Raw genomic sequence first — 20697 nt, 5'->3', positions numbered from 1 at the left:
TTTCGGTGAATAGTCCCTCAATGAGTATGGTTAATTTTCCCTGTTGTGTTGATTGGGCGCCTATATCCCGGGTGCGTGGCGTAGAGCGAAGAGTAACCCCTCAGCCTGCGGCATTTGGAATGAAAGCTGGGGATCATGCTTGACTATGACCAGCCGATAGATCGGGCGAAATCCGCGCCCCTGCACCAGAGCTCGTCGGCCGGCTTCAACGTGCTGGAGCTCGCCAATCTGCTCTGGCGGCGCAAAATCGCGATTGCCGCGGCCGCCCTGCTCGGCGCCACGCTTGCCGTCACCATTGGCAAGAGCCTGACGCCTCGCTACACCGCCACCGCCCAGCTCTATGTCGATCCCCGCGAGCTTCAGCTCGTCGATCGCGAGCTCACGCCGCGTGCGCAGGACGTCTCCGGCATGTCCATGGTGGTGGAGAGCCAGGCGCGCCTGATCACCTCCAACAGCGTGCTGCTGCAGGTGATCCAGCAGGCCGGTCTCGACAAGGATCCGGAATTCGGCGGCGGCGCCGACAGCAGGAGCCTGGCGTCGTCGCTGCTCGGCCTGCTCGGACTTCAGCCTCCCGCGCCCACCGCCGCGGAGAAGAGGGAAGTGCAGCTTGCGGCGCTCGACGCGCTGAACCGGCACATCACCATCCGCAAGACCGAGAAGAGCTTCATCGTCGACATCGAAGTCTGGTCGACCGATCCGGCGAAAGCGGCGATGCTGGCCAACACGCTGACCAGCGTCTACCTCGCCGAATCCCGCAACTCGCAAGCCTCGGCCGCACGACGCGCCACCAACGATCTCTCCAGCCGCCTGAAGGAGCTGCGCGAGCGGCTGCGCAACGCCGAGACGGCGCTCGCCACCTACAAGGCCCAGAACAATTTCGTCGGCACCCAGGATGCGCTGATCAGCGATCAGCAACTCTCCGCCAGCAACCAGCGGCTTTCCGCAGCCCGTGCGGCGACGATGGATGCCCAGGCGCGGCTCGACCAGATCGAGGCCAGCCGCCGGACCGCGGCCGATGCCGGCGCCATACCGGAAGCGCTGCAATCACCGACGATCGCGAATTTGCGTGCGCAATACGCCGATGCGCGCAAGAAATATGCGGAGCAGGCCGGTGAGCTCGGCCCGCGCCATCCAGCGCTGCGCCAGACCGAGAAGCAGGTCGAGGACCTCAAGCGCACCATCAACGAAGAGATCGACCGCTTCGCCCAGTCCGCCAAGAACGATCTGACACGCGCCCGCGACTTCGAAGCCTCGCTGAACCGGGCGTTGGAAGCGCAGAAGCGGCAAAGCGTCCAGCTCAGCCAGGCCGCCGTGCGCCTGCGCGAGCTCGAGCGCGAAGCCGATGCCAGCCGCGATGTCTACCAGTCCTTCCTCAAGCGCTCGCGCGAGACCGAGGAGCAGGAGAGCCTGAACACCTCGGCCGCCCGCGTCATCGGCGAGGCGACCGTGCCGCAGCGGCGCTCGTTCCCGCCCGCCATGAGCCTTTTCGCCATGATCGGCTTCATCTTCGGCGCGCTCGCAGCAGCGAGCTGGTTCGTCGCGGCCGAACTCCTGTTCGCCGGCGCAACGGCGCCGCTGCCCGCGCCGGCGCGCCGGGAGCGCAAGCGGGCGCCGGAGCCAACGCACGCTGCCGAGGTCGTGGCGTCCGCTGAGGCTGCGCAGCCTTTGCAGGTCTCGCGGGCGCCGGAAGTGGCGCAGGCCCTGCCCGAACTTGTCGCGCCATCGCTGCAGCCTGCGATGGTCGAAAAGTCCGTGATCGAAAAGCCGCTGATCGCGCGCCTGCAGGAGGCCGACGTCATCCACACGCTCGGCGCCATTCTCGCGACCGGCGGCGGCGTCGACCTGACGCGGCTGGGCTGGCCGACGCTGCGGCCCGGCTTTCCCCTGACCAAGCTGCTCAACGCCTGGCGCGACATGCGCGCTGCCGTGGCGCGACGCGCCGGCGACAAGGCGATGCCCGTCATTGCGCTCGTCGGCGCCGGCGAGACCATCGGGCGCAGCGTGAGCGCGCTGAACTTCGCGCTCGCGGCCGCGCGCGACGGCGCCCGCGTGCTGATGATCGACGCCGACCATCAGGCCCACGCGCTCTCGAACAAGGTCAGCCGCCCCGGCAAGAGCGAGCCGAGCCGGCTCGGCTGGCTCTCGATCGGCAGCAAGGCCGAACGCGAGATCAAGACAGTCAACGGCATTTCGGTGCTGCCGGCCGGCGAGAGCGATGCGGGCAAGGCTGCCGACGCGATCCGCAAGGCGATTGCGCAGGCGCGCGCTGCGGGTGGCTATGACCTCGTGATCCTCGACGGCCCCGCGATGCCGCTCGCGGCCGGCAGCCGCAAGCTGCTCGATGACACCGACGCGCTGGTGGCGGTGCTGCCGACCAGCCTCGACATCAACGACAGCCTGGAAGAGATCCTGACCGCGCTCGGCCGCGCCGAACGCAAGCTCGTCGGCGTCGTGCTCGACGAGCTCACCCCTGCAGCCGAAGCGCGCCAGCGAGGCCGACAATATGCTTGAACGCCGCGTCAACCTCGACGGACGGGCAGCAACTGCCGACGTGCCGCGGATCACCCTCGGCGGGCTGCGCATGGCCGCGCTCGACCTGGAAGCCACCGCCGATTTCATGATCGAGGCGACCGATCCCGACAATCGCATCGGCCGTCCGCTGTTCCTGACCTCGGCCAATGGCGAGGTGCTGGCGCGCTGCTCGACCGAGCCACAGACCGAGCGCCTGTTCCGCGCCGCCGATCTGATCAATGCCGACGGCCAGCCGCTGGTGGCGGCCTCGAAGCTGCAATCCTGGTTTCCGCTGCCCGAGCGCGTGGCGACCACCGACCTGTTCCACGTCGTCGCGCGCAAGGCGGAAGCGATCGGCCGCACCTTCTACATGTTCGGCGCCAGCGAAGCCGAGAACCTCGCGGCCGTCAAAAACGTGCAGAAGATGTATCCGAACCTCAAGATCGTCGGATACAGCCACGGCTATCTGCGCGGCGAGGCGCTCCGCGCGAAGGTCGAGGAGATCAACGCGCTTGCGCCGGATTATCTGTGGATCGCGCTCGGCGTGCCCAACGAGCAGGCATTCGTGCAGGAATTCACGCCGCATCTCACCAATGTTGGCGTTATCAAGACATCCGGCGGGTTGTTCAACTTTTTGTCCGGAAGCCGTTCCCGCGCGCCGCGATGGATGCAGCAGGTTGGGCTCGAATGGGTCTGGCGCACGTTGCTCGAGCCGCGCCGCCTGTTCTGGCGCTATTTGACCACCAACCCCCGCGCGCTCTATCTTCTCTTCAGCCGCAGACGAACCCTCCGCTAAGAGAAGAGCAGAAGACGACATGACAGACCGACCGACCGTCCTCGTCACCGGAGGCGCGGGCTATATTGGCTCGCATGCCTGCCGCGCATTGATCGCCGCCGGCTACGAGCCCGTCGTTTATGACAATCTCTCGACTGGCCATCGCAGCTTCGTCGCCGGTCCTCTGGTGACAGGCGACCTGCTCGACGGCGCGGCGCTGGCACGCGCCTTCGCCGATCACAAGATCTCAGCGGTGATGCATTTCGCGGCGGCGAGCCTGGTCGGCGAGTCCATGGCCGATCCGCAGAAATACTATGTCAACAATGTGCAGGGGACGCTGTCGCTGTTGCAGGTGATGCGCAACGCGAATTGTCACCGCATCGTGTTCTCCTCGACCGGCGCCGTCTACGGCAATGCCGATTCCAGGGAACTGCCGGAAGACTTCCCCTGCGTGCCGATCAACCCCTACGGCGCATCGAAATGGATGATCGAGCGGATGCTCGCTGACTTCCGCTCGGCCTATGGCTTCGGCGCATTCTGCCTGCGCTATTTCAATGCCAGCGGCGCCGATCCGGCCGGCGGCATCGGCGAGCTGCGCGACAACGAAACCCATCTCATTCCGCGCGCCATGATGGCGCTGCAGGGTCATGTCGATTTCGCCGTATTCGGCGACGACTACGACACGCCGGACGGAACCGCGATCCGCGACTACATTCACGTCACCGACCTTGCGGCGGCACATGTCGCGGCTTTGAAGCTTCTGGAAGACGGACATGCCGGTGGCAGCTTCAATCTCGGCACCGGTTCCGGCTTTTCCGTGCGCCAGATCCTCAACGCGATCAAGCAGGAGACCGGACGCGAGGTGCCGCACACCGTCAAGCCCCGCCGCGCCGGCGATCCCACCTACCTGGTCGCCGACCCCTCGGCCGCGCGAAAAGTCCTGAACTTCGTGCCGCGTCACTCCGACCTCGCCACAATCATCCGGACCGCCTGGGCCTGGCACCAGACGGCGCATCCGTTCAGGTCGCGTTAGGCAACCCTAACCTCCGTAACTTGCCTGCCATGCGTCCAACCGGCTAGAATGTGCACTCGTTGCCGCCGTTGGCCTATCGCCGACGGCCGCATTTTGCGGCATCGCCGACGACGAGGTCGCGATGCCTGGCTCTGCCGGCTGCGAGAGCCGATTTTTCCTGATGTCAGGACCACCATCGAATCCGCTCAGCGATCCGTCATCGGGTGCGGATTCAAGGGAGTATCGACCGAATGCATCAGGCTGCACGCCTGGAGTTCGAACGCGTGATGGAGGAGTTCGTCCGCTGGCAGCTCGTGCCCACGGACGAGCGTTCGCCTGCGCCTGCCTGGTGGTGGGGGCCTGCGATAACCGTGGTCGACGATCAGGAAGCGATGAACTTCGCGTGGTGCCGCGAACTCGGCTTGCACAAAGGCACCAGCTTTGCCGAGGGTGCGCGGACAATTCTCGCGCTGTTCGTCGAGCAGACCTCGCTGACGGGGCCGCAGGATTTTCCGAGCAAGGCCGAGGGCGACGAGCACGAGGTCCGCGAGCTGCATCCGCAGCCGTCAGACGACAGCGCGTTTCAGCCGTGATGCCGCGGCTTCCGTGGCTTCCTTGACGGCAACGTCCGGCTCCGGCTGGAGCGGCGGGGCGATCGGCAGCGTCATCGGCCGCAGCAGCTCCGCCATCTGTCGCGCCGGCAAGGGCTTTGAGATGAGGAAGCCCTGCATCTCATCGCAGCCATGGGTGCGCAGGAACGCCTCCTGCTCGGCGTTCTCGACGCCTTCGGCGACGACAGTCATGCCGAGCGCCTTGCCCATGCTGATGATCGCCTGCGCGATCGCCTGGTCCTCGGAATCCTGCGGCAGGTCCCGCACGAAGGAGCGATCGATCTTGATGGTGTCGATCGGGAAGTGCTTCATCAGCGACATCGACGAATAGCCGGTGCCGAAATCGTCGATGGCAAGGCGAATGCCGCGGCTCTGGATGGCGTCGAGCACCTTGAGCGCGCGACCGACATTGCGCATCATCATGCTCTCGGTGACTTCGAGCTGGAGCAGCACCGGCGACATGCCGCTGGCCGCGAGCGCCTCGTCGACGTCCTGCAACAGGTGCTCGTCGGCGAACTGCCGCGGCGACAGATTGACCGCCATCGACAGCGGCAGCAGGCCGCGGCGCTGCCAAGCCATCGCCTGCGCGCAGGCTTCGTTGAGCACCCAGCGGCCGATCGGCACGATCAGCCCGGTTTCCTCCGCGAGCGGAATGAACTGCGCCGGGGAGACGTTGCCGAGCTCGGGATGGGTCCAGCGCAGCAGCGCCTCCACGCCGGTGATCTGGCCCGTCTCCATCTCCACCTTGGGCTGGTAGTTCAGCGAAAACTGCTCGCGCTCCAGCGCCCGGCGCAGCGCGCTCTCCAGCGACAGCCGCTCGATCGACTGCGTCTTCACTTCCTTGGAGAAGAAACGATAGCCGTTCTTGCCGTCCTCCTTGGCGAGATACATCGCCATGTCGGCGTTCTTGGTCAACGTCTGGGCGTCGGAGCCGTTGGCCGGATACATCGCGATGCCGATCGAAGCCGTGGTATGGCACTCGTGGCCGGCCAGTTCCATGGGTTGGGCGAGCGCAGTCAAGAGCTCGGTCGCGATGCGCTGGACGTCGTCGATCTCGCCGCACTGGTCGAGGATCACCACGAACTCGTCGCCGCCGAGCCGCGCCACCACGTCGCTTGCCCGCAGCGCGCCGCGCAAGCGGTTCGCCACCTCGAGCAGGAGCAGGTCGCCGGCCTCGTGACCCAGAGAATCGTTGATGACCTTGAAGCGGTCGAGGTCGATGAACAGCACGGCAAAGCGGTGATCGTGGCGCTCTGCCGTGTCGATCGCCTCGCGCAAGAGCCCGTTGAAGGTCTCGCGGTTCGGAAGGTCCGTCAGGCTGTCATGCGAGGCGAGGTACTCGATCCGCTCGTCCGCCTGGTTCTTGGCGTCGGCGCGATCGAAATTCTCCATCGCAAAGGAGACGTTGTCGGCGAGACGCTGCAACAGCTCGACGAACTCGGCCGCAAAGGTGGCCGGTTCGGTCGACATGTAGATCATGACGCCGACCGCTTGGTCGCGCACGACGAGCGGAAACGCCGCGCCCGATCGCGCGCCGTCGCCGCGCACGATGGCGTGGAAGGCGCTCACGCGCTGGTCGTTGAGATAGTCGTTGCTGATGCAGGGCTGGCGCGTGCGGAACGCCGTTCCGCTCATTCCGCGCCCTTCGGGGCGTTCGGGATCGATGGAGAGACGGACGTTGCGCGTGGTGTCGGCGGACGGGCCTGCGCTCGCCACGATCTCCAGCTGATCGCTGTCGGCCTTGGCCAGCGCGATCGTGGTCGAGGTGAACTTGGCGCCGTTCGAGGCCGCGAGACACACGAGGTCGAACAGCTCGGCGCGCGACTTCGCCCGCATGATCGCCTCATTGGTGGCGCTCAGGGCCGCGAACATGCGCGTCAGCCGCTCCTTCTGCGCCTCGGTGCGGGCCTTCTCCTCGGCACGATCGAAATTGTCGAGCGCAAAGGAGACGTTTTCGGCGAGGCGTCCGAGCAATTCGACCAGGTCGGGCGTGAAGGTGTTCTCTTCGGGCGCAAGGAACAGCAAGATGCCGATCGGCTCCCGGCCTGCCTTCAGAAGCGGGAAGCTGGCGGCAGCCCGCGTTCCATCCTCGACCGCCTTCGTCCGCCAATACATCGATCGCGGCTCGTTCAGATAGTCATTCATGACGCTCGGCCGGCGGGTCCGCAGCGAGGTCCCGATGATGCCCTGGCCCTCGGGATGGTCGGCGGAAATATTGCAGGTCCGTTCCGCCATCCGCTCCTGTAGACGCCCCTTCACCGCGACGACACGAACGAGCTCGTTGTCCTTGTCGATCAGGCCAATCGTGGCCGAGGCGAACACGTCGCCGAGGACGGCAGCCTGGCAGGCAGCCTCGAACAACTCCTCGCGCGTCTTGGCGCGGATGATGGCTTCATTGGTTGCGCTCAGCGCCTCGAACATTCCGCTCAGGCGATTGCGCTGCTTGTCCGCCTGCGCCTTCTCATCGGCGCGATCGAAGCTTTCCAGCGCGAAGGCGACGTTGGCCTGAAGCTTGCTCAGCAGCTCGACGAATTCATCCGTGAAGGTGCCGCGCTCCGGAGAGTTGAACAGGAACACGCCCTCGACCCGGTCGCCGCAGAACAGCGGCAAGGCCGCGGAGGAGACGATGCCGTTCCGGCGGGCACTGGCGTGCCACGGCGCGATGCGGTCGTCCGCGAGCACGTCGTTGCTGACCGCGGGCTGGCGCGTCCGGTAGGCGGTGCCCGTCAGTCCGCGACCTTCCGGCACGTCGGCGGAGATGGAGAACTTGAAATTGCGGACTTCGCTCGCATTCGGCCCGTAACAGGCGACGACGCGCAGCAGCTCAGCCTCGCGGTCGACCAGCGCGATGTTGGCCGAGGTGAACTTGGCGCCCTTGGCCGTTGCCTCGCAGACGAGGTCGAACAACTCGGTGCGCGAGCGGGCGCGCAAAATGGCCTCGTTGGTTGCGCTGAGCGCGGCATACATGCGCGCCAGCCGCTCCTCCTCAGCCGCAATTCTCGCCTTCTCGGACTCGCGGTCGAAATTCTCGATCGCGAACGAGACGTTCTCCGCCATGCGCAGCAGCAGCGCGACGATCTCCTCGTCCTTGGCCCAGGACCGGCTGATGAAGAACAGGAGCACGCCGACGCTTTCGCCGCGCTTGATCAGCGGCGCGACCACGCAGGCGGCCACGCCGGTGTTGACGTTGGCCTGCTCCCACGGCGAGCCTTTGGTACGGCTGGCGAGATCGGCCTCGACGACGGCTTTCTGCGTCCGGAACACCTCGCCGGAGAGGCCCTTGCCGTAGGGATTTTCCGGGTCGACCGAATAGCGCGCCTGGGTGACGAGCTCGAGGTTCTGCCCGGTGGCCGCGACAGGCTTCATCCAGTGCGAATCCGGCTCACGCAGCAGCACGATGGTCGCCAGCGATTTGCCCCCGTGAACGGAGGCATCGCAGACGAGCTGGTACAGCTCCTGCTCGGTCTTGGCGCGCAAGATGGCTTCGTTGGTGGCGCTGAGGGCACCGAACATGCGATTGAGCCGCCGCGTTGCCCGCTCGCTGGTCTGCTGCGCGGCCTCACGCGCAAAGTTGTCCAGTGCATAGGAAATGTTGGCCGACATGCGCTCGAACAGCGAGACCATCTGGTCGTTGAGCGAATTGGCCTCGCGACGGGTCACCAGCAACACGCCGACACTTTTGCCGTTACAAAGCAGCGGCAGCGCCGCAGCCGCGCCAATATGGGCCGCGGCTGCACCCTCGCGCCAAGCCAGGGAGCGCGGATCATTGAGATAGTCGTTGCTGATGCACAGCTTCTGATCGCGAAACGCCTCGCCCCCGACACCCGATCCTTCGGGTGTGCCGGCTTCCGTCGTGATCACGATCGAGCGCAGTCGCGGAATGTCGTCGCCGGAGCCGGCCGCGAATCGCAATCGGCGCCCGTCCGGTTCGACCAGGAACACGGCGACGGCCAGGAAGTCCCCGCTGGAAAACCCGGCGTCGCAGACCTTCTGGTACAGCTCGTCCGGCGATTTCGCATAGAGGATCGCTTCGTTGATGGCGCTCAACGCCGCAAAGGTGCGCGCGAGTGTCGTCGGCACGATCTCAGCTCCCGGGCATTTCTGCCTATTTCTCCCGGGTGCCTTTATGAATGGCCATCGCCTAAGTGGTCGTTATTGCGTGCTGCAAACCCGCGATCAAAGTGAACGAGCTGCGAATAAGAGGACGCCAAACTGTCGAAAATACCGCCACGCGGGACGAGCCTCCGACGAAACGCACGCTTTCTTTACGAATTTGCAGCCCTGTATTGGTTTACAGGAGATTGATATCGCAGCTGCGCTTTGAGACGATGGCACCCAACGAGCAGCCCGTTAAGGGCACCGAGCCGAGGAAACGCCAAGGGGAACGCCATGCCGATCGTCAAGGCCGATCGCCTCACGCGCATCAGCGCCGCCCTGCTCCGCGCCGCCGGAGCCTCCGAGGAAGAGGCTGACGCCGTTGCGATCGGCTGCGTCAACGCCAATCTTGCCGGCCACGATTCCCACGGGGTGATTGCCGTTCCAACCTACATCGACCGCATCAAGGCCGGCCACATCGTGCCCGGCGCCGAATGGTCCATCGTCCGGGAATCGCCGACCACGACCGTGATCGACGGCCATTGGGGCTTTGGTTTCCACGTCAACGCCAAGGCGATGGCGCTCACGATCGAGAAGGCAAGGACGGCGAATGTCGCGGCGTGCACGGTGTTCCGCCAGAGCCATGTCGGTCGCCTTGCCGCCTATCCCCTGATGGCGATGCGCGAGGGCATGATCGGGATCGCGACGGCGGATTCGGGCCGCTCGCCGAAGCACGTGGCGCCGTTCGGCGGCAGGGAGGCCCGGCTCGGCACCAACCCGATCTCGATCGCCGTGCCGTCCGATCTCGACGCGCCGTTCTATCTGGACATGGCGACCTCGGCGGTTGCGGCCGGCAAGATCCAGCTCGCGGTCGCACGCGGCGAGGAGATTCCGACGGGATGGATCATCGACGCCGAAGGACGGCACACCACCGATCCCACGCAATATCGCAAGGGCGGCGCGCTGCTGCCGCTCGGCGGCACCGAGGGCTACAAGGGCAGCGGCCTCGCCGCCATGGTCGAGGTGCTGTGCGGCCTGCTCACCGGTCTCGGCTTCGGCGTCGAGCCGACGGGGCGGCACAATGACGGCTGCTTCATGGCGGTGTTCAACGTCGCCGCGTTCCAGCCGCTGAAGGAGTTCAAGCGAGAGGTCGCGGAGTTCGCGCGCTATCTGAAATCGACGCCGCCCTCCGAGGGCAGCACAGGCGTCTACTATCCCGGCGAGATCGAGGGCCTGCGCGAGCAACAGCGCCTGCGCGACGGCATCGAGATCGAGGATGCCACCTGGGAGAAATTGCGCGCGCTGGCGCGGGAGTACCGGCTCGACACGGTGCTCGATCTGGCCTGACGGAATGTGGAGAGCAGCAGCATGACGCGACAGATGGTCCTGGTCGGCTTCCTTCAGGCGCAGAATTGCACCAACCTGCCGAGCTCATGGCGGCATCCGGACTCGCGCGACGATTCAATGTCCGCCGATTACTATCAGGAGATCGCCAGAATCCTGGAAGCCGGCAAGTTCCACATGGCGTTCTTCGACGATCGCCTGGCCATGCCGGACCGCTACGGCAACGATCACGCCCACACCGTCGAATACGGCATCCGCTGCGTGAAGATGGATCCGCTGATCGTGCTGACCACGATGGGCATGGTGACCGAGAAGCTCGGTCTCGGCGCGACCTGCTCGACCACCTATTACGAGCCGTTCGACGTCGCCCGCCGCTTCGCGACGCTCGATCTGATGTCGGGCGGACGCGCCGCCTGGAACGTCGTCACCTCGCTCAATGACGGCGAGGCTCTCAACATGGGCCGGGATTCGCATCCCGAACACGACTCTCGCTACGACCGCGCCGACGAGTTCATGGAGGTGGTGCTCGGCCATTGGGACACCTGGGAGGATGGTGCCCTCATCATGGACAAGACAAGCGGCCGCTTTGCCGATCCCACCAAGGTGAAACGGCTCGATCACAATGGGCCGGCCTTCAAGTCGCGCGGGCCGTTCACCGTGCCGCGCTCGCAACAGGGCCATCCCGTGATCATCCAGGCCGGTGCATCCGGTCGCGGCCAGCGCTTCGCCGGCCGCTGGGGCGAGGTGATCTTCACCGCTGCGCGCAATCTCACTGCTGCCAAGGAGGGCTATGCGGCCGTGCGCAACCAGGCGGCCAAAGCCGGCCGCGATCCCGACCAGATGTTCCTCTGCAATCTGACGACGCCGGTCTGCGCCGCGACCAAGGCCGAGGCCGAGGACAAGATGGCGCTGATCAACAAGCTGCCGCTTCAGATCGACGCCCTGTCGCTGCTCGCCGAAGCCCTCAACTATGACTTCGCCTCCAAGGACCTCGACGAACCGTTGACGACCGAAGAGCTGAAGAGCATGCAGGGCATTCTGGGCATCCGCGACGGCGTGCTGAAGATTTCGGGCAAGAGCAACCCGAGCGCCCGCGACTTCGTCACCTTTTCCGGCCGCGGCCAGGTCCAGGACGCGATGGTCGGCGGACCCAAGGAGATTGCGGACAAGTTGGAGGAGATGTTCGTCGAGCGCGGCTGCGACGGATTTGTCATCGCTGCAACCTACGTCCCCGGCTCCTACGCTGATTTCGTCCAGCATGTCGTGCCGGAGCTGCAGCGCCGCGGCCTGTTCCAGAAGGACTATCGCGGCAAGACGCTGCGCGAAAACCTCGGTCTGAGACGGCCCGCAGCCGGCGACTGGAAGGTGCAGCCGCGCGATGCTGCGGAATGATGGCGGGAACACAACATGCGCTGGCTTAAATTCACTGAGACGGGCAAGACCTCGTGGGGGATCATCGAGGACGATAGGGTCATCGCGGTCGAGGGCGACCCCTTCGGCGAATGGCAGCGCACCTCGCGCACGCATGCGCTTAGCGACGTGAAGATCGAGCTGCCGCTGATCCCCCGCACCTTCTATTGCGTCGGCTTGAACTACCTCAAGCACCTGAAGGAAGCCGCCGACAAGGCCGGCACCGTGCCGGCCGTGCCAGACCGGCCCGAGATCGGCTATCGTGCCCAGAATGCGCTGATTGCGCATGACGAGGACGTCGTCATCCCCTCCTTCGCGACGGACAAGATTCATTACGAGGGCGAGCTCGTCGTCGTCATCGGCAAGAAGGGGAAGCACCTCACCGAGCAGAATGCGATGGATTGCGTGTTCGGCTACACCATCGGCAACGATGTCAGCGAGCGAAGCTGGCAGAAGGCCGACCGCAGCCTGTGGCGCTCGAAGAACGCCGACACGTTCAAGCCGATGGGCCCCTGGATCGAGACCGAGGGCGATCTCGACACAATGGAAACGGTCGTTCGGGTCAACGGCCGGGAGACCAACCGCTTTCACACGAACGACATGATCTTCGGCGTGGTGCCGTTCCTGGTCGAGCTGACCAAATATTTCACGCTGTGGCCTGGCGACGTGATCTGGATGGGCACCGATGGCGCCTCGCCCGATATCAAGCACGGCGATGTCGTGGAGATCGACATCACCGGTGTGGGCACATTGCGCAATCGTTTTGTGCGCGAGGGGCGATAGCTCGCGATCCTCGCCTTCAGGGCTTGCGAAGCAAGCGTCTCGAGGATGAGGGCCCGGCTCTCGGCCTCGCCCTGCGAGACGGTCGCTGTGCGGCCTCCTCGGGGTGAGCGGATAGAACTGTACAAGCTGCTCGATCAAAACGGCAGCGCGACGCCGGTCTTGATCTCCTTCAGCACCACGTTGCTGCGGACATAGCGGATGCCCGGGATGCGGAACATGAACTCGTCGAGGAAGCGGTTGTAGGCAGCCATGTCCTGCACGACGACGCGCAGGTGATAATCGGCATCGCCCGTGGTCGCAAAGCACTCGAGCACCTCGCGTCGCCTGGTCACCCGCGCGACGAACTCGTCGACGAATTTGGCGTCATGCCGTTCAAGCGAGACGTGGAGAATGGCCGACATCGTAAATCCCGCCTGCTCGCGCGCGACCAGCGCTGCATAGCCGCGGATGACGCCGCTATCCTCCAGCGCGCGCACCCGGCGCCAGCAGGCTGAGGTGGACATGCCGACCTCGTCGGCCAACTGCTGGTTGGTGGCGCGGCCATCCTTCTGAAGATGGGCGAGTATTCGCGCGTCCTGTTCTTCAATCATGGAAGCCTCCCAAGTCGGGAACCTCTACCAAATAGGCCGCATGATGCAAAACTCTACCGATTTCATGGCATATCAGGGACGAATAGGTAAGACCTACCAGCCTCACAGGCATAACCTTCCATCACTGGGACAGGGTGCCGCGCGAGGTCCGCCATGGACGCCATTCCGTCGCTCGACGTTTATGAACTCTCCGACCGCTACGAACGCGAAGAGGGCCGCGTCTTCCTCACGGGAACGCAGGCCATTGTCCGCATCGCGCTCGATCAGATCAGGCGCGACCGTGCAGCCGGCCTCAACACCGCCGGCTTCATCTCCGGCTACCGGGGCTCGCCGCTCGGTGGCATCGATCTCGAACTCTGGCGCATCCAGGAGCGGCTGAAGCGGGACCGCATCGAATTCCTCCCCGCCGTCAACGAGGACCTCGCGGCGACAGCGGTGCTCGGCTCGCAGCAGGTCGAGACGCAAGGCGACCGCGAGGTCGATGGCGTGTTCGGACTCTGGTACGGCAAGGGCCCCGGCGTCGATCGTTCCGGCGATGCGCTCAAGCACGGCAACGCCTATGGCTCCTCGCCACATGGCGGCGTGCTCGTCGTCGCCGGCGACGACCATGGTTGCGTCTCATCCTCGATGCCGCACCAGTCCGACGTCGCCTTCATGAGCTGGTTCATGCCGACGCTGCATCCGGCCGATGTCGGCGAATATCTCGCATTCGGAGAGTATGGCTACGCGCTGAGCCGCTTCTCCGGCATGTGGGTCGGCTTCAAGGCGATCTCGGAGATCGTGGAGTCCGGCGCCTCCGTCGCGCTCCGCCCGCCCCGCAGCTTCCGCACACCTGACTTCACACCGCCGCCAGGCGGCCTGCACTATCGCTGGCCCGATTTGCCGGGCCCGCAGATCGAAGAGCGGCTGGAGGCGAAGAAGCACGCGGTCTACGCCTTCGCAAAGGCCAATCCGATCGATCGTCACATCTACGACATTCCCGACGCCACCTACGGCATCGTCACCACAGGCAAGGCACATCTCGATCTGATGGAGGCGCTGCGATTGATGGGGCTCGATGAGGCCGCCTGCCGCAGCATCGGGATCGACGTCTACAAGGTCGGCATGGTCTGGCCGCTGGCGCTGCACGACGCCATGGCCTTCGTGAAAGGCAAGCGCGAGATCCTCGTGGTCGAGGAGAAACGCGGCATCATCGAAAGCCAGTTCAAGGAGTATTTTTACGACTATCCCGGCAGCAAGCCCGAGCGCATGGTCGGCAAGCACGACGAAACCGGAGCACGGCTGATTTCCTGGATCGGCGAATTGTCGCCGCGTGCCCTCGCCGGAGTGCTGGCGCGCCGGCTCGACCCGATCTTCCCGGGCCTCAATCTCGCCGCGCGCGCGGCCGCCCTGATGCCGGAGGCGGCACGCACGATCAACGTCTCCGGCGCAACGCGCACGCCCTATTTCTGCTCGGGATGCCCGCACAACATCTCGACGAAGGTGCCCGAGGGATCGAAGGCGCTGGCCGGCATCGGCTGCCATTTCATGGCGAGCTGGATGGACCGGGAGACCTCCTCGCTGATCCAGATGGGCGGCGAAGGCGTGAACTGGGCGGCGTCGTCGCGATTTACCGGGCACAAGCACGTCTTCCAGAACCTCGGCGAAGGCACCTACTACCACTCCGGCTCGATGGCGATCCGGCAGGCGATCGCGGCCAGGGCCAATATCACCTACAAGATCCTGTTCAACGATGCCGTGGCGATGACCGGCGGTCAGCCGGTCGACGGTCCCATCAGCGTCCATGCGATTGCGCACAGCGTTCGCGCCGAAGGGGTGACGCGCATCGCGCTGGTGTCGGATGATCCCGCGCAGTTCTCGCCGTCCGACCTGCCGGCCGGCGTCACCATCCATCCGCGCGAGGAGATGGATGCCGTACAGCGCGAGCTGCGCACGATCCCCGGCGTCTCGGTCCTCATCTACCAGCAGACCTGCGCCACGGAGAAGCGACGCCGGCGCAAGCGTGGGCAGATGCCCGACCCCAAGCGCTTCGCCACCATCAACGATCTCGTCTGCGAAGGCTGCGGCGACTGCTCGGTGGAATCCAACTGCCTCAGCGTCGAGCCAAAGGAGACGCCGTTCGGCCGCAAGCGGCAGATCAATCTGTCGGCCTGCAACAAGGATTTCTCCTGTCTCAACGGCTTCTGCCCAAGCTTCGTCACCATCGAAGGCGCGGTGCGCCGGAAGAAGGCTGCGAGCCAGATCGACGCACTCGGTCGCGCCGCCACGCTTCCGCTGCCCTCCTTCCTATCGCTCGACCGCCCCTATGACCTGCTCGTGACCGGGGTCGGCGGCACCGGCGTGATCACGGTCGGCGCACTGATCGGCATGGCCGCGCACCTCGAACGTCGTGGCGTCTCGGTGCTCGACTTCACCGGCTTTGCGCAGAAGTTCGGACCCGTGCTGAGCTACATCCGCCTCGCACCAATCCCCGAGGCCCTGCATCAGGTGCGCATCGACCAGGGCGCAGCCGACGCGCTGATCGGCTGCGATCTGGTCGTCAGCTCATCACCGAAGGCGTCCGGAACCTATCGCCGTGGCACGCGCGCCGCCGTCAACACCGCGGAGATGCCGACCGGCGACGTCGTCCGTTTCCGCGATGCCGACCTCGCCTCCTCCGCTCGCCTGCGCGCGATCGGCCAGATCGTCGGCGAGCACAATCTCGGCACCATCAATGCCAACACGCTGGCCGAACGGCTGCTCGGCGACGCCGTCTATGCCAACATCATCATGCTCGGCTTCGCCTGGCAGCGCGGGCTCGTGCCGATCTCGCTTGCAGCGCTAGAGCGCGCGATCGAGCTCAACGGCGTCACGGTCGAGCGCAACAAGCAGGCCTTTGCCTGGGGCCGGATTGCGGCTTCCGATCCCGACGTCCTGCCTAAGGCGAGCGAAGTGCCTGAGGTCGAGACGCTCGACCAGATCATCGACCGTCGCGCCGACTTTCTCACCGCCTATCAGGACAGCCGCTATGCGGCACGTTATCGAGCCACCGTCGCAAGGATTCGCCATGCCGAAGCTGCCCTGAATAGCGAGGCTTTGACCGAGGCGGTCGCACGCGCCCTGTTCAAGCTGATGGCCTACAAGGACGAGTATGAGGTGGCGCGGCTGCACATGCAAGGCGGCTTCCACGACGAGCTGAAGCGCGAATTCGAGGATGGCTTCAAGATCCAGTACCACCTCGCGCCGCCGTTCCTGCCGTCGCGGCGCGACGCGCGCGGACGTCCGCGCAAACGCGCTTTCGGCCAGTGGATCCAGATGCCGCTCGCCATGCTTGCGCGCCTGAAGCGGCTGCGCGGTACGCCGTTCGACCCGTTCGGCTACACCTCCGAACGGCGCGCCGAGCGCGAATTGATCGCGTGGTATGAAGCTCTGATCGAACGGATGCTCGGCGACCTCGACATGGCGCATCTTGCGGATCTGGTCGAGATCGCAAAGGCGCCGATGGAGATCCGCGGCTACGGCCCGGTCAAGGACGCGGCGATCGTGACGACGAAGGCAGAGGTCGGACGGCTCCTTGATCAACTCCGCACCCGCACGCCGGTCGGGATGCGCGCCACGGGTTGACGCACATGGAACGCGGCCGGTGAAAGGTCTTATGAATACGGATTGATCAGCTTCTGCTGCTCGGCACTGTGGTGCGCGAGCAGATCGATGAAGGTCCTGACCTTCGCCGACAGGTGATGCCGATGCGGATAGACCGCGTTCATCGACAGCTCGACCGTCCGGTATTCCGGCAACAGGCGCACGAGGCGGCCGGCTTCGAGATCGTCCTGAATGAGAAACCCTGCCATCAGGCACACGGCCGCCCCCTCCAGCGCGACCTTCCGCAGCGCTTCACCGCTGTTGGTGACGAAGCTGCCGGAGATGCGTACCGAAGCCGGCGCGCCCTTGCGATCGAGGAAGCGCCACTCGTCGCCAAAAGGATAGTTCAGGTGACGACCGCAGTTATGCGCGGTGAGCTCGTCCAGCTTCTGCACCCGGCCGTGCTTCTCGATGTAATCATGGGAGCAGCACAGCACGTGACGCCAGGTGGCGAGACTGCGCACGATCAGGCTCGAATCCGGTGGCGGTGTCATGCGCAGGGCGACATCGTAGCCTTCCTCGATGAGATCGACGTCGGCCTCGCCCATGCGCAGATCGATCTTGAGCTCCGGATAGGTCGATAGCAGCCTCGCCACCACCGGCGTCACGAACGGCACCATGTGGGTAGCGACATGGATGCGCAGTGTGCCACGGGGCACCGACTGCAGTTCGCTCGCGATATCGTCGGCCTGTTCGAGATCGGCCAGGATCTGGACGCAGCGATCGTAATAGGCCTTGCCGATTTCGGTCAGGTTGACCTTGCGCGTGGTGCGGTGGAGCAACCTGACTCCGAGCCGGTCTTCCAATGCCTGCACGTGATTGCTCACCATGGTGGTCGACATGTTGAGCTTGCGGGCTGCTGCGGAGAAGCCGCCGGTCTCGACCACCCGGCTGAACACTTCGAGGCTGGTCAGTCGATCCATAGGTTTCCTTGCACGAGGATGAGCGCCTTAGCCGCAATCGCGCGACAGAGGCGGCAATCGCTCTGGGGCAGTCCCGGCTCTGACCCGGTAGACATCAAGACTGAACTGATGGCCCCGATTATCCACCCCTAATGGATAATCCTTCCGGAATTTAGCCAATTATCACTGGAGCCGGCAAGACCGATAGTCTCAGCGAGCCGACAGGAGACCGCAATGTCCGAGATGCCCCGCACCGAGACCTTCCAGCAAGCAACTGAAATCACACGTGATTATGCCAAGGCGCGGCCGGCTGTCCCGGTCCGGAACAGGATCCGGCGCGGGGCCCTGATGCTCGCGCTCCTCGCAGGCACGGCAACCATGGTCTATTACGGCCACGATTACTGGACCAACGGCCGCTACCTGGAATCCACCGACGACGCCTATGTGAAGGCGGATTCCACGGTCATCGCGCCAAAGGTCTCCGGCTATATCGCCACGGTGCTGGTCGGCGACAACGAGAAGGTCAGAGCGGGCCAGCTCCTCGCCAAGATCGACGACCGCGACTTCAGGGCTGCGCTCGACCAGTCCCGTGCCGATGTTGCCGCCGCCGAAGCCTCGCTGCGCAACATCGATGCCCAGCTCGACCTGCAGCAGCCGGTCATCGCGCAGAGCATGGCCGACGTCGCGGCCGCAGACGCCAACCTGAAATTCGCGCAGGAAGAGCGCGCCCGCTACGACGACCTCATGAAGTCGGGCTCCGGCACGATCCAGCGCGCGCAGCAATCCGACGCGGCGCTGCGCGCCAGCAGCGCGCAATTGCAGCACGCCAAGTCCGGCCTCGTCGCCGCGCAGCGCAAGGTCGATGTGCTCACCACTCAGCGCGCCCAGGCCGCAGCCCAGCTCGACCGCGCCCGTGCGGTCGCACAGCAGGCGGCGCTGAACCTGTCCTATACCGAGATCACCGCGCCGGTCGACGGCACGGTCGGTGCTCGTAGCCTGCGGGTCGGTCAATACGTCCAGGCCGGCACGCAATTGATGGCGGTGGTGCCGCTCGATGCGGTCTACGTCGTTGCGAACTTCAAGGAGACCCAGCTGACGCATGTGCGCCCCGGCCAGCCGGTCGAGCTGCACGTCGACAGCTTCCGCAACACGACCCTGCGCGGCCATGTCGACAGCCTGTCGCCGGCCAGTGGGCTCGAATTTGCGCTGCTGCCGCCGGACAACGCCACCGGCAATTTCACCAAGATCGTGCAGCGCGTTCCCGTGAAGATCGTGCTCGACGACCACAGCCTCACCGGCCTGCTGCGCCCCGGCATGTCGGCCGTGCCGACCGTGGACACCAAGCAGACGGTGCTGGCCGAGCGCGAGACGGCCAGGCGCCTTGCCGACAACACCTCCCGCGCGAATGGCGGCTGAGCCATGAGCACGCTCCAACCGACCGTCAACTCCGCCGCCAGTCTCCCCGCGCCCGCGGCACCCGCCGCGCCGGCGGTATCCGCAAGAACCTGGATCGCGGTGATCGGCGCCACCCTCGGCGCCTTCATGGCGGTGCTGAACATCCAGATCGTCAACGCCTCGCTCGCCGACATCCAGGGCGCGATCGGCGCCGGCATCGACGACGGCGGCTGGATCTCGACCTCTTATCTCGTCGCCGAGATCGTGGTGATCCCGCTCTCCGGCTGGCTCGCGCAGGTATTCTCGATCCGGATTTATCTTCTGACCAACGCGGTCCTGTTTCTGCTGCTGTCGGCGGCATGCGCGCTCGCCCAGGACCTGCCGCAGATGATCGTGCTGCGCGCGGTGCAAGGCTTCACCGGCGGCGTCCTGATTCCGATGGCATTCACGCTGATCATCACGCTGCTGCCGCGCGGAAAGCAGCCGGTCGGTCTTGCGCTGTTCGCGCTGTCCGCGACCTTCGCCCCCGCAATCGGCCCGACCATCGGCGGCTATCTCACCGAGAATTTCGGCTGGGAGTACATCTTCTACGTCAACCTCGTCCCCGGTGCGATCATGGTCGGCATGCTCTGGTACGCACTCGAGACCAAGCCCATGAAGCTCGCGCTGTTGCGCGAAGGCGACTGGGCCGGCATCATCACCATGGCAATCGGCCTCTCCGCGCTGCAGACCGTGCTGGAGGAAGGCAACAAGGACGACTGGTTCGGCTCATCCTTCATCGTCAAGCTCTCGATCATCGCGGCGGTCGCGCTGACCGCCTTCCTGATCATCGAGCTGACCGTGAAGAAGCCGCTGCTCAATCTGCGCCTGCTGCTCCGCCGTAATTTCGGCTTCGGCATGCTCGCGAACTTCCTGCTCGGCATCGCGCTGTACGGCTCGGTCTTCATCCTGCCGCAATATCTGTCGCGCATCCAGGGCTACAACGCTGAGCAGATCGGCATGGTGCTGGCCTGGACCGGATTGCCGCAGCTCGTGCTGATCCCGCTGGTGCCCCGCCTGATGCAGAAACTCGACGCGCGGCTCGTGATCGGCGTCGGCTTCGTTCTGTTCGCGGCATCCAACTTCATGAACATCTATATGAGCAACGACTACGCCGCCGACCAGCTGTTGTGGCCCAACGTCGTTCGCGCCATCGGCCAGGCACTGGTGATGGCGCCGCTGTCGGCGGTCGCAACCGCAGGCATCGAACCGGAGAATGCGGGCTCGGCCTCCGGCCTGTTCAACATGATGCGCAATCTCGGCGGCGCCGTCGGCATCGCGCTGCTGCAAACGGCCCTGACCAAGCGCGAGCAATATCACTCCAACGTGCTCATGCAGTCGGTCTCGGTGTTCGAGCAGGCGACGCGGACGCGACTGGAACAACTGACGCAATATTTCGTCAATCACGGCATTCTAGACCGTGCGGATGCCGCGCATCGCGCCTATGTGGCGATCGGCCATACCGTGCAGAAGCAGGCCTATATCCTCGCCTTCAGCGACACCTTCTACCTGCTCGGCATGGCGCTGATCGTGGCGCTCGCCGCGGTCCTGTTCCTGAAGAAGCCCGGCCAGAGCTCGGCCGGTGGCGCCCATTGACGTCACCCAGCAA

Annotated in this window: 13 protein-coding genes; 10 read left to right on the top strand and 3 right to left on the bottom strand. The window is 65.1% G+C overall.

Annotated elements, in window-relative coordinates:
* The first annotated feature begins 135 nt into the window (after positions 1-135).
* From P6U31_RS05675 to P6U31_RS05660, 4 genes are all read left to right on the top strand, one after another.
* Positions 136-2511: an exopolysaccharide transport family protein gene (locus P6U31_RS05675; protein WP_407187265.1), complete on the top strand. Its 2376-nt coding sequence runs from the start codon at positions 136-138 to the stop codon at positions 2509-2511.
* Complete coding sequence (locus P6U31_RS05670; protein ID WP_407187264.1) at positions 2504-3307, top strand: WecB/TagA/CpsF family glycosyltransferase; 804 nt, start codon at positions 2504-2506, stop codon at positions 3305-3307. Before P6U31_RS05675 ends, P6U31_RS05670 begins: the two co-directional genes overlap by 8 nt.
* Before the next feature lie 19 nt (positions 3308-3326).
* Complete coding sequence (galE, locus tag P6U31_RS05665) at positions 3327-4319, top strand: UDP-glucose 4-epimerase GalE (RefSeq protein WP_407187263.1); 993 nt, start codon at positions 3327-3329, stop codon at positions 4317-4319.
* A gap of 230 nt (positions 4320-4549) precedes the next feature.
* Positions 4550-4891, top strand: coding sequence for a hypothetical protein (locus tag P6U31_RS05660; RefSeq protein ID WP_407187262.1), 342 nt, complete (start codon positions 4550-4552; stop codon positions 4889-4891).
* Here the strand turns inward: P6U31_RS05660 and P6U31_RS05655 are convergent.
* Positions 4865-8989 carry a GAF domain-containing protein gene (locus P6U31_RS05655; RefSeq protein WP_407187261.1) on the bottom strand — a complete coding sequence of 1375 codons (4125 nt, stop codon included), beginning with the start codon at positions 8987-8989 and terminating at the stop codon, positions 4865-4867. The genes P6U31_RS05660 and P6U31_RS05655 overlap by 27 nt on opposite strands.
* Before the next feature lie 309 nt (positions 8990-9298).
* Here P6U31_RS05655 and P6U31_RS05650 point away from each other — a divergent pair, with 309 nt between their 5' ends.
* From P6U31_RS05650 to P6U31_RS05640, 3 genes are read left to right on the top strand one after another with little or no spacing between them, the layout of a single operon-like run.
* Positions 9299-10351, top strand: a complete 1053-nt coding sequence (locus P6U31_RS05650; RefSeq protein ID WP_407187260.1) for an Ldh family oxidoreductase — start codon at positions 9299-9301, stop codon at positions 10349-10351.
* A gap of 21 nt (positions 10352-10372) precedes the next feature.
* Positions 10373-11740, top strand: coding sequence for an LLM class flavin-dependent oxidoreductase (locus tag P6U31_RS05645; protein ID WP_407187259.1), 1368 nt, complete (start codon positions 10373-10375; stop codon positions 11738-11740).
* Between the two features lie 15 nt (positions 11741-11755).
* On the top strand, positions 11756-12541 hold the full coding sequence (locus P6U31_RS05640; protein ID WP_407187258.1) for a fumarylacetoacetate hydrolase family protein: 786 nt from the start codon (positions 11756-11758) through the stop codon (positions 12539-12541).
* Between the two features lie 134 nt (positions 12542-12675).
* Here the strand turns inward: P6U31_RS05640 and P6U31_RS05635 are convergent, their stop codons facing one another.
* Positions 12676-13131, bottom strand: a complete 456-nt coding sequence (locus P6U31_RS05635; RefSeq protein WP_407187257.1) for an Lrp/AsnC family transcriptional regulator — start codon at positions 13129-13131, stop codon at positions 12676-12678.
* Between the two features lie 153 nt (positions 13132-13284).
* On the opposite strand from P6U31_RS05635, the gene P6U31_RS05630 reads away from it, so the two are divergent.
* Positions 13285-16734 (top strand): indolepyruvate ferredoxin oxidoreductase family protein, encoded by a 3450-nt coding sequence (locus tag P6U31_RS05630; RefSeq protein ID WP_407187256.1) that lies wholly within the window; start codon positions 13285-13287, stop codon positions 16732-16734.
* 29 nt (positions 16735-16763) lie between these two features.
* Here P6U31_RS05630 and P6U31_RS05625 read toward each other — a convergent pair whose 3' ends face one another.
* A complete protein-coding gene (locus P6U31_RS05625; protein WP_407187255.1) occupies positions 16764-17675 on the bottom strand; it encodes a LysR family transcriptional regulator in 912 nt (303 codons plus the stop codon).
* 213 nt (positions 17676-17888) lie between these two features.
* Here P6U31_RS05625 and P6U31_RS05620 point away from each other — a divergent pair, with 213 nt between their 5' ends.
* Both P6U31_RS05620 and P6U31_RS05615 read left to right on the top strand, forming a co-directional pair.
* A complete protein-coding gene (locus tag P6U31_RS05620; protein WP_407187254.1) occupies positions 17889-19070 on the top strand; it encodes an HlyD family secretion protein in 1182 nt (393 codons plus the stop codon).
* Positions 19071-19073: 3 nt separating this feature from the next.
* Positions 19074-20684: an MDR family MFS transporter gene (locus P6U31_RS05615; RefSeq protein WP_407187253.1), complete on the top strand. Its 1611-nt coding sequence runs from the start codon at positions 19074-19076 to the stop codon at positions 20682-20684.
* Positions 20685-20697 lie beyond the last annotated feature (13 nt).

The sequence above is a fragment of the Bradyrhizobium centrosematis genome (assembly GCF_045571495.1).
GTDB lineage: Bacteria > Pseudomonadota > Alphaproteobacteria > Rhizobiales > Xanthobacteraceae > Bradyrhizobium > Bradyrhizobium centrosematis.
The sequence above is the reverse complement of the archived record's forward strand: the minus strand, read 5'-3'. Positions and strand labels throughout refer to the sequence as shown.

What these genes read in the sequence shown, in the direction of transcription:
- P6U31_RS05630 (WP_407187256.1), top strand. Translation starts at nt 13,285, where the DNA reads ATGGACGCCATTCCGTCGCTCGACGTTTATGAACTCTCCGACCGCTAC.
- P6U31_RS05675 (WP_407187265.1), top strand. Translation starts at nt 136, where the DNA reads ATGCTTGACTATGACCAGCCGATAGATCGGGCGAAATCCGCGCCCCTG.
- galE (WP_407187263.1), top strand. Translation starts at nt 3,327, where the DNA reads ATGACAGACCGACCGACCGTCCTCGTCACCGGAGGCGCGGGCTATATT.
- P6U31_RS05625 (WP_407187255.1), bottom strand. Translation starts at nt 17,675, where the DNA reads ATGGATCGACTGACCAGCCTCGAAGTGTTCAGCCGGGTGGTCGAGACC.
- P6U31_RS05620 (WP_407187254.1), top strand. Translation starts at nt 17,889, where the DNA reads ATGTCCGAGATGCCCCGCACCGAGACCTTCCAGCAAGCAACTGAAATC.
- P6U31_RS05650 (WP_407187260.1), top strand. Translation starts at nt 9,299, where the DNA reads ATGCCGATCGTCAAGGCCGATCGCCTCACGCGCATCAGCGCCGCCCTG.
- P6U31_RS05635 (WP_407187257.1), bottom strand. Translation starts at nt 13,131, where the DNA reads ATGATTGAAGAACAGGACGCGCGAATACTCGCCCATCTTCAGAAGGAT.
- P6U31_RS05645 (WP_407187259.1), top strand. Translation starts at nt 10,373, where the DNA reads ATGACGCGACAGATGGTCCTGGTCGGCTTCCTTCAGGCGCAGAATTGC.
- P6U31_RS05670 (WP_407187264.1), top strand. Translation starts at nt 2,504, where the DNA reads ATGCTTGAACGCCGCGTCAACCTCGACGGACGGGCAGCAACTGCCGAC.
- P6U31_RS05640 (WP_407187258.1), top strand. Translation starts at nt 11,756, where the DNA reads ATGCGCTGGCTTAAATTCACTGAGACGGGCAAGACCTCGTGGGGGATC.
- P6U31_RS05660 (WP_407187262.1), top strand. Translation starts at nt 4,550, where the DNA reads ATGCATCAGGCTGCACGCCTGGAGTTCGAACGCGTGATGGAGGAGTTC.
- P6U31_RS05615 (WP_407187253.1), top strand. Translation starts at nt 19,074, where the DNA reads ATGAGCACGCTCCAACCGACCGTCAACTCCGCCGCCAGTCTCCCCGCG.